The sequence below is a fragment of the Vogesella mureinivorans genome (assembly GCF_007644035.1).
Taxonomy (GTDB): domain Bacteria; phylum Pseudomonadota; class Gammaproteobacteria; order Burkholderiales; family Chromobacteriaceae; genus Vogesella; species Vogesella mureinivorans.
Genome location: NZ_VMTV02000475.1, coordinates 1 through 287, shown reverse-complemented (window position 1 = coordinate 287; position 287 = coordinate 1). Strand labels below are relative to the sequence as shown.

General features: G+C 67.6%; 1 protein-coding gene. It reads right to left on the bottom strand.

The features are described from left to right. Positions 1-287 (bottom strand): PH domain-containing protein (locus FLQ44_RS13485; RefSeq protein ID WP_147694808.1); only part of this gene is annotated, 287 nt, incomplete at both ends.

Genomic DNA, 287 nt, shown 5'->3' with positions numbered 1-287 from the left:
ACGTTCTGGATGCGGGTGAGCGGAATCTGCCGCAGGTTGCGATTCAGCAGGCCCGAACGCACCACCAGCACGCCGCGCTCGATGCGGAAGCGGTAGGTGAAGTAGCGTGCAACGGCACCCAGGGTCAGCAGCACGCCGGCAGCCAGGCCCATGGCCTGGAACCACAGATCGCCCTCGTCGGCGCGCTGGCCGAACACCACGAAGGCGATCAGCGGCAGGGCGAACTGGCGCAAGCTGCCGAGCAGCACGAACAGCCAGGACAGCGGATGCAGACGGCGGTCGTGCTC